General features: G+C 46.6%; 2 protein-coding genes. Both read right to left on the bottom strand.

What is annotated here, in order from left to right; genetic code table 11:
- Positions 1-658: transposase (locus HMPREF1640_RS12435; protein WP_197051518.1), on the bottom strand; the 658-nt coding region annotated here is incomplete at its 3' end.
- 10 nt (positions 659-668) lie between these two features.
- Positions 669-1,010 carry a hypothetical protein gene (locus tag HMPREF1640_RS13960; RefSeq protein ID WP_052051839.1) on the bottom strand — a complete coding sequence of 114 codons (342 nt, stop codon included), beginning with the start codon at positions 1,008-1,010 and terminating at the stop codon, positions 669-671.
- Positions 1,011-1,072: the final 62 nt, after the last annotated feature.

Raw genomic sequence — 1,072 nt, 5'->3', positions numbered from 1 at the left:
AAAGAATTTTAGCACGCAGTTTCTGCCGCTCAGTCCATTTGTTAGCGGACTTGAAGAGTAGATATCTTGACCTGGCGAGAAGCTCCTTTCCTGTATCTCCGTTGGCGTATCTGTATGGTTTGTATGGCTTGTCGCAGAGTTTAGCTTCCTCCATCTCGTCGTTTGCCTGCTGTATGGCATCCCAGCGGTGCTTGATGCGCAACTCCTGTACGGCATCGCATGCTAACTTCTGTACATGGAACCTGTCGATGACACGCTTGGCGTTGGGAAACGAACTTTTGACGATTTTGCGCATGGAGTCTGACAGATCCAGGGTGACTTCCTCAACAGAGGAGCGTTTGTCCTCATCAATCCTATCCAGCACCGCTATGACATCTTCCGACTTTGTTCCTGCAACTACTGCTACAAGGCTTCCTTCCCGTGTCCTTGCCGCACGGTTGGTCACAAAAGTGTACAGCTCGCCGTTGGACAGTGAGGTCTCGTCAATAGCCAGGGAAGGCCCGATGTTGTCAGGAAAGAGCAGCCACTCGTCGGCATGATCTATCTGGTCCCATTGACGGAAGCCGCTCAGGACTTCTTTATATTGTTTCTCAAATGTGTGTCCGTCAATATGATAGAAATCTTCAAGCGTACGGCAAGTCACTGGGGAAGTCTCCATACGTTTCTTTTTAAAAAGCTCCAAATTCCTTGGAGTAACGGGTGCCCTGAGCTACCATGTCTAAAGCGATGGGAAGGGTAAAACTCTTGCCCGTGCGCAAATCCGTCCATCGTCTGCGACGAATTTTCAAGATCACCTTATGGTCTCGAATAGGGAAGTCTGTTATATTAACTGCCTCCATGAACCCCTTGGACTCGAAGTTGGCATCACCTGATAAAGTATTGTCCATACGTTCGTCAAGACTAATATGAAACTCAGGTCCAACCTCACGGACAGAAACTATAGTAAAAAAATCTAATATTCGAGAAGGCAAAACAAGAGTTGCCAAGGTGCGTAACATTTTTTCTTCCATAATGCGAAGGTCGGAATTATTAAGATAAATAAGAAATTATTCCCCAGGAAATTTCTACTGAG

The sequence above is a fragment of the Prevotella sp. S7-1-8 genome (assembly GCF_000758925.1).
Lineage (GTDB): Bacteria > Bacteroidota > Bacteroidia > Bacteroidales > Bacteroidaceae > Prevotella.
This window is presented reverse-complemented; position numbering and strand designations above follow the sequence as displayed.